The following is a 6,672-nucleotide window of genomic DNA, read 5'->3' on the forward strand; positions in this document are numbered from 1 at the left end:
CTGTTCGACAGTCGCCACGCCGGCACCCGCCTGCCCGGCCTTGAACTCTGCCGAGCCAAAGGCCGGCGCAGCTGATACCGCTTCGGCTTCCCCGTCATCGGGATCGTCCTTCTCTCAGGTCGACCCAAGTTGATCGAGCAGCCCGCCCGACGGGGACCGCCTCACTACGAGGCGGCGCGCGTCGAACGGACCCGCAAGATGGTGCTCGGCGCCCGCGACAACACCGATCGCTTCCACGGCAGGGAACTGCGCATCGAGAAAGAGGCCCGGCGCTACCTCGAGCGCGAGTGGAGCAAGGCCCCGATCCGCGACCGCTACCACTGGCTCTACACCTACGAGGCCGACGAGGTCGCCGTGTGACCGATCGATCGGGAGCTGGCCCACGGCTGCTCGTTTCATCAGTCGGAACGTCGATCCGACCTTCGGCATCTGGATCGCCTTCCGCCGGTGGACGGCGGAGCCACGCCAGATCTTCTGTGGTCTTCCATCCTCCGATGGTGCGATCGGAGGGTGTAAGCCGTCTCGTCGCGATGGATCCGCGCGCGAATCTTGGATATGAGTGAGTGGCAGGAAACCCGCGATCGGATCCACGTCCCATGAAAGATGCGAGCGAACCCTCGGAAGGAGTGGCGGCGGTCAATCGCGCCCTCTCCATCCTCGATGCGTTCCGACAGTCCAACGGAACTCTCTCGCTCAAGGACATCGCGGCGAAGACGGGCCTCTACAAGAGTACCATCCTGCGTCTGATCTGCTCGCTCGAGCAATTCAACTACATTCGGCGCCTCGACGACGGCTCCTACCATCTCGGGCCGAAACTCGCCGAGCTCGCGGCGGTCTACCGAGAATCCTTCGATCTCGAAGCCTATGTCGTGCCGGTTCTGGACACGATCGTCGCCGAGACCAACGAAAGCGCGACGTTCTACGTGGCCGAAGGGCGGTCCCGTGTCTGCCTGTTCCGGGTGGCGACGTCGCAGGTCATTCGCGACCACATTCGCGTCGGTGACGCCCTGCCGATCGACCGGGGCGCGAGCGGCAAGGCGCTCCTGACCTGGGAACGAGGATTGCTGGCGCCGGTCAACATCGACGATCTCGTCTTCACCTCGGTCGGCGAGCGTCATCCGGACATGGCGGCGGTGGCCGCGCCGGTGTTCGGTCTCGACGGACGGTTGATCGGCGCCCTGAACGCCAGCGGACCGAAGACGCGGTTCCATGCCAAGGCACTCAAGTCGTTCGGCCGGATCATTCGGCACGAGGCCGTCTCCCTGTCGCTCCGACTGGGGGCACCCGAGAACCGCTTTCTGAAATCGATCACCTGATCACGCAGTCCGAAGGCGTCCTCGGCTGCTCGACGTCTCGTGTGCCGGACCGTCGCCGACTTCTTCTCTTCCGCGGTGCGCGATGGGAGGGCTCCCGGCGGCGACGGCTTCGAGCGGCCGGGCATCCTCAATCGCTGAGCGCGAGCATGTCCTCGATCTCGTCCCATCGCGCCAGCAGCTCGGCGCGGTCGCCGGCGAGGCGGACGCGGCCGCGTTCGAGCACGATCCCCCGCTCGGCGAGATCGACGGCCAGACGCGCGTGCTGTTCGACCACCACCATCGACATCCGATGTTCGCTGCGTAGACGATGCAGCGCCTCCAGCAGATTGTCGACGACGACCGGCGCCAAGCCCTCGAAGGGTTCGTCGAGCAACAGACACCGCGGCGCGCTCATCAGGGCGCGGCCGATCGCCAGCATCTGCTGCTCGCCGCCCGACAACTGGCGGCCACCGTTGGCGCGGCGGGCGGCCAGACGCGGAAAGAGGTCGTAGACGGCCTCGACGGTCCAGCCCCGCTTCAGATCGGCGACGGTGAGATTCTCCTCGACGCTCAGCGTTCCGAAGATCTGACGGCTCTGCGGCACCAGCCCGATGCCGGCGCGACAGCGCGCGCTCGGCGACATCCGGCCGAGGTCGGCGTCGCCGAGCCGGATCGCGCCGCCCTGCAGCCGAACGCGGCCGGCGACGGTTTCGATCAGGGTCGTCTTGCCGGCGCCGTTGCGGCCGAGGAGCGCGAGCCCCTCGCCGGCCGGCAGGATCAGGTCGACCCCGTCGACGATCACCGTCGGACCGTAGCCGCTGGTCACGCCCGAGAGGCGGAGTTCGTCCTTCGTCATGAGCGCGTCCCCAGATAGGCGGTGCGCACCCGCTCGTCACCGCGGATCGCCTCCGGCGCCCCCCGCGCGATCACCATGCCCTCGGCGAGGACGGTGATCTCGCGGGCGAAGCGGAAGACCAGTGGCATGTCGTGCTCGATCAGGAGCACCGCGACATGGATCGGCAGGCGGTCGAGGGCGTCCAGGATCATCGCGTGGTCGCCGGCCGGCAGGCCGGCCGCGGGTTCGTCGAGGATCATCACCTTGGGGCGAAGGGCGAGCGCGATGGCCAGTTCCACCAGCCGCTGCTGACCGTAGGCGAGATCGCTGACCCGACGGTGGCCGACCTCGGCCAGATGCATGCGGCGGGCGATGTCCTCGGCCTGATCGGCCACATCCGAGGGAAAGCCCCGCATCGAGGTGAGCGACAGGCCTCGCCCTTCCCGCTCGGCCACGGCCAGGGCGATGTTCTCGAAGGCCGAAAAGGAGGAGAACAGATTGGTGACCTGGAAATTGCGCGCGAGCCCGAGGCGAGTGCGCCGATGTTGCGGCAGTCGCGTGACGTCGACGCCGGCGAGCCGGATCGTCCCACGCAACGGCCGCAGCCGGCCGGTGATCTGGTCGACGAGCGTGGTCTTGCCGGCGCCGTTCGGTCCGATCAGCGCATGACGAGCACCGATCGCGAGCGACAGCGAAACGTCGTTGGTGACGACGAGGCCGCCGAAGCTCATGTGGAGATTGCTCAGCTCCAGAACGGGCTCGGTCATCGCTTTCCCCTCCCGCGAAAGACGTCGGCGAGAGAGGAGAGCCCCCCCGGCACGAACAGGACGGTGGCGACGATCAACAGGCCGAGCCAGAGCTGCCACATCGCCGGATTGATCTTGGCGAGGAGATCCTGGGCGATCAGATAGACCGCCGGCCCGGCCATGGCGCCGTAGAGCCGGCCGGTGCCGCCGAGCGCCAGCATGACCAGAATGGTCGCCGAAATCTCGAAACCGACGTTCTTCAGCCCGGCGAACTGATCGATCTCGGCCTGCAGAGCTCCCGCCGTGCCGGCGATCGCGGCGGAGACGGTGTAGACGATCAGCAGGCGTGGGCGCACCGCCATGCCGATCGCCTCGGCGCGGCCGGGATTGTCGCGAATCGCCATGATCGACTGGCCGAAGGGCGCGTGGACGAGGCCGCGCAATCCGATCCACACGAGGACGAAGACGGTGGCGGAGAAGAGATAGCCGGTGCGACCGTCGAGATCGAAGGTCCAGACGCCGAGGAGCGGACCCGTCATGACGCCGGTCAGACCGTCGGCGCCGCCGGTCAGCCAGCCGGCCTTGTTGGCCACTTCCGACACCAGAAAGACCGAACACAGGGTGAGCATCAGCAGCGTGAAGCGTGCCGTGCGCAGCACCACGAATCCCTGCACCACCCCGACGACCGCCGCCGCCGCCGCCCCGATGAAGAGCCCGCTCACCGGGTCGCCCCAGCCGTGGACCGAGGCGATGCCGCTGGCATAGGCGCCGACACCGAAGAAGATGCCGTGGCCGAGCGTCACGATGCCCGCGTAACCGACCAGGAGATCGAGCGACAGACCGAAGATCACGGTGATCGCGATCTGGGTCGCGAGCGGATAGTAGCCGGAGCCGAGCAGCGGGACGATCGCCACCGCCACCAGCGGCAGCAGCTCGGCAGGCCGTAGTCGGTGTTTCGATCGCAGGGACGCGGCGAAGGGAACCCGCCGTTCGGCGGTGGAGACGTCGTCGCTCATGAAATCCGTCCGAACAGTCCGCGCGGCCGCGCCAGAAGCAGCAGGAACACGGCGGAGAAGAGGATGATCGTGCCGAAGGCCGGCAGGTAGTAGGCCGACACCGTCTGGAGCGTGGCGATCAGCAGCGACGCCAGGAACGAACCTCGCAGCGTCCCCAATCCGGCGACCGCAACCACGGTCTGGACGTAGACCAGGATCTCGAAGGCGTAGGTCGGACCGAGACTGAAGACGTCGGCGCCGAGGATGCCGCCGACCGCTCCGAGGGCCCCGCCCAGCGCGAAGGTCGCGGTGAACAGGCGGGAGGTGTCGAGACCGATCGATTCCGCCATTCCCCGGTTTTCGACCGCGGCGCGGACCATCGCGCCGAGCCGCGTCCGTTCGATGCCGAGATGGATGCCGATCGCCACCGCGAGCCCCGCCGCGACGACCACGAGCTTGTAGAGAAAGAAGGAGAACGGGCCGACCTCCAGAGACTGCAGCAGCGCCTCCGGCAATCGCAGCTGTTGCGGCAAGGGACCGAACGTCAGCCGGACGACGGCCCCCGCCACGAAGATCAGGCCGATCGAGAACAGCACCTGATCGAGCTCTCCGCGACCGTAGAGCCGCGAATAGAGCAGCCGTTCGAGCACCGCCGCGCCGAGGGCGACCACGACCGGCGCGGCGATCACCATCACCCACCACGGAGCGCCGGCGGCGGAGATCGCCGTCGCCACCACGTATCCCCCCGCCATGGCGAATATGCCGTGGGCGAGATTGACGAAACCCATCAACCCCAGCGTCACCGACAGACCGACGGAGACGAGATAGAGCACGCTCGCGTAGGCCAGCGACTGAAACGCGATCTCGACCAAGGTGACCATCGTCATCATCCCGGATTGGCGGCCTTCCAGGGATCTTTGACCTGCGGCACGACGTCGAATTCGACATTGCCGTAGTGATCGCCGAAGGCGTTGTCGATCGGACGGACCTCGCGGAGGTAGACGTTCTGCACGATGTCGCGAGTCGCCGGGTCGATCGAGATCGGGCCGCGCGGACTCTCGGCGGAGAAGTTCGAGAGGACGCGCATGGCGGCAGCGGAATCGGCGCCGCCGTCGGTGGCGGCGATGGCCGCGCAGATCGCCCGCATGCCGTCCCAGGCGCCGACCGCGTTGTAGGTCGGGCGCAGGGGCGAGTCCGGATAGGCCTTGCGCCAGGCCTCGACGAAGCGCCGGTTGGCCGGGCGATCGGCGACCAGCGAATACTGACCGGCGGTGATCACACCTTCGGCGAGCTTGCCGGTGTGGTGCAGTTCGTCCTCGCTGGTGAGGTCACTGGTGCCGATCAGCTGGACCCCGGCCTCGCGCAGGCCGCTCTGGACGTAGGCCCTGAGGAAGGCCGAGCCCTCGACGCCGCCGGGATGGAAGACGAAGAGCACGTCGGGCTTGGCCTCCTTGGCGCGGAGGAGGAAGGGGACGAAGTCGGGCCGCTGGATCGGCATGCGCACGGCGCCGAGGATTTCGCCGCCCTGGCTGGTGAAGCCCTTGGTGAAGGCCTCCTGCGCCTCGTGACCGGGCGCGAAGTCGGCGACCAGCACGTAGGCACGGCGCCAGCCGCGCTTGGTGGCGGCCCATTCGCCGAGCGGCTGGTTGATCTGCCACTGGGTGAAGGCGGTGCGCACGAACCACGGCGAGCGCGGCGTGATCGCCGAAGCCGAAGCATTGAAGAGCAGGCAGGGCACTTTGGCCTGATTGAGCAGCGGCGCCACGGCGTTGGCATTGGGGGTGAACCCGAAACCGCCGAGGAACCGCACGCGGTCGCGGGTGACGAGTTCCTGCACCAGGCGCTTGGCCAACTCCGGATTGTTGCCACCGTCGTCACGCAGGACCAGTTCGACCGACCGTCCCCCCAGCATTTCCCGCCCCTCGGTCTCGAGGAACAGCCGGGCGGCGTCGACCATCAGCTGACCGCTCGAGGCGAAGGCTCCGGACAGACTGACGATCAGCCCGACCTTGACGGGTTCCGTCGCGGCCACGGCAGGGCGCAGGGACATCGCCAGCGGCGCGGCCCCCAAGAGGCCGAGCGCCCGGCGGCGCGAAACAGGGGTCGACGTCTTCATTCTTCGCTTCCTCCCCGGGGGACTCATCCCCCCCTCGCTTGGTCGACGCCGAGTGCCCCCACGGGGCGGCCTCGGTGCGCCTTTCTTCGGTGCCGCATTCCGGGATCTCTTCGATTTCACCGGGCGTCCGTCTTTATTTGTTCTATTATGCAGAATGATGTTCTTTTATCATGGCATGATCGGTTGTCAAGGCGGCTCCGGTTCGATGGTGTCGACGTCGCCGGCGCGACACGTGGGGCGGCGAGATGGTCACGAACGTCGTCCGCACCGGGTCGTCGAGAGGTGAAGCCGGCTGAAAACCGCCTCGAAAGGCTTCGTCTCGAGAGGGTCGGATGTTCGATTCCCCGATCGGCACGGTCGACGAGAGCGACGCCGGCACCCTCTCCTCTTCGCCAGAGAGGCTATCGATAATCGGCATCGTCTTCATAATTTAGAATTATGTTCTATCTAGCGGAATAGGCTTCCGGATGAAATGGCCACGATCTGCGCCTCTCCTCCCGTCGACGCGCGCCGCCTCGTAGTGAGGCGGTCCCCGTCGGGCGGGCTGCTCGATCAACTTGGGTCGACCTGAGAGAAGGACGATCCCGATGACGGGGAAGCGGAAGCGGTATCAGCTGCGCCGGCCTTTGGCTCGGCAGAGTTCAAGGCCGGGCAGGCGGGTGCCGGCGTGGCGACTGTCGAACAC

Annotated in this window: 7 protein-coding genes; 2 read left to right on the forward strand and 5 right to left on the reverse strand. The window is 67.3% G+C overall.

Annotated elements, in window-relative coordinates; translation table 11 throughout:
- Positions 1-129: 129 nt before the first annotated feature.
- Positions 130-360: a hypothetical protein gene (locus tag J3S89_RS20275; RefSeq protein ID WP_217930660.1), complete on the forward strand. Its 231-nt coding sequence runs from the start codon at positions 130-132 to the stop codon at positions 358-360.
- Positions 361-596: 236 nt separating this feature from the next.
- Positions 597-1,316: an IclR family transcriptional regulator gene (locus tag J3S89_RS20280; protein WP_217930662.1), complete on the forward strand. Its 720-nt coding sequence runs from the start codon at positions 597-599 to the stop codon at positions 1,314-1,316.
- Positions 1,317-1,443: 127 nt separating this feature from the next.
- Here the strand turns inward: J3S89_RS20280 and J3S89_RS20285 are convergent, their stop codons facing one another.
- Genes J3S89_RS20285 through J3S89_RS20305 form a run of 5 tightly spaced genes read right to left on the reverse strand, consistent with a single transcriptional unit; the run spans position 1,444 to position 5,987 of the window.
- On the reverse strand, positions 1,444-2,151 hold the full coding sequence (locus tag J3S89_RS20285; RefSeq protein WP_217930665.1) for an ABC transporter ATP-binding protein: 708 nt from the start codon (positions 2,149-2,151) through the stop codon (positions 1,444-1,446).
- Positions 2,148-2,897 (reverse strand): ABC transporter ATP-binding protein, encoded by a 750-nt coding sequence (locus J3S89_RS20290; protein ID WP_217930681.1) that lies wholly within the window; start codon positions 2,895-2,897, stop codon positions 2,148-2,150. Before J3S89_RS20290 ends, J3S89_RS20285 begins: the two co-directional genes overlap by 4 nt.
- Positions 2,894-3,892 carry a branched-chain amino acid ABC transporter permease gene (locus J3S89_RS20295; RefSeq protein ID WP_217930699.1) on the reverse strand — a complete coding sequence of 333 codons (999 nt, stop codon included), beginning with the start codon at positions 3,890-3,892 and terminating at the stop codon, positions 2,894-2,896. The genes J3S89_RS20290 and J3S89_RS20295 overlap by 4 nt, the downstream gene beginning before the upstream one ends.
- Positions 3,889-4,752, reverse strand: a complete 864-nt coding sequence (locus J3S89_RS20300; protein WP_217930701.1) for a branched-chain amino acid ABC transporter permease — start codon at positions 4,750-4,752, stop codon at positions 3,889-3,891. The genes J3S89_RS20295 and J3S89_RS20300 overlap by 4 nt, the downstream gene beginning before the upstream one ends.
- 5 nt (positions 4,753-4,757) lie before the next feature.
- Complete coding sequence (locus J3S89_RS20305) at positions 4,758-5,987, reverse strand: ABC transporter substrate-binding protein (protein WP_217930704.1); 1,230 nt, start codon at positions 5,985-5,987, stop codon at positions 4,758-4,760.
- Positions 5,988-6,672: the final 685 nt, after the last annotated feature.

Source organism: Pinisolibacter aquiterrae (genome assembly GCF_019160155.1).
GTDB lineage: Bacteria > Pseudomonadota > Alphaproteobacteria > Rhizobiales > Ancalomicrobiaceae > Pinisolibacter > Pinisolibacter aquiterrae.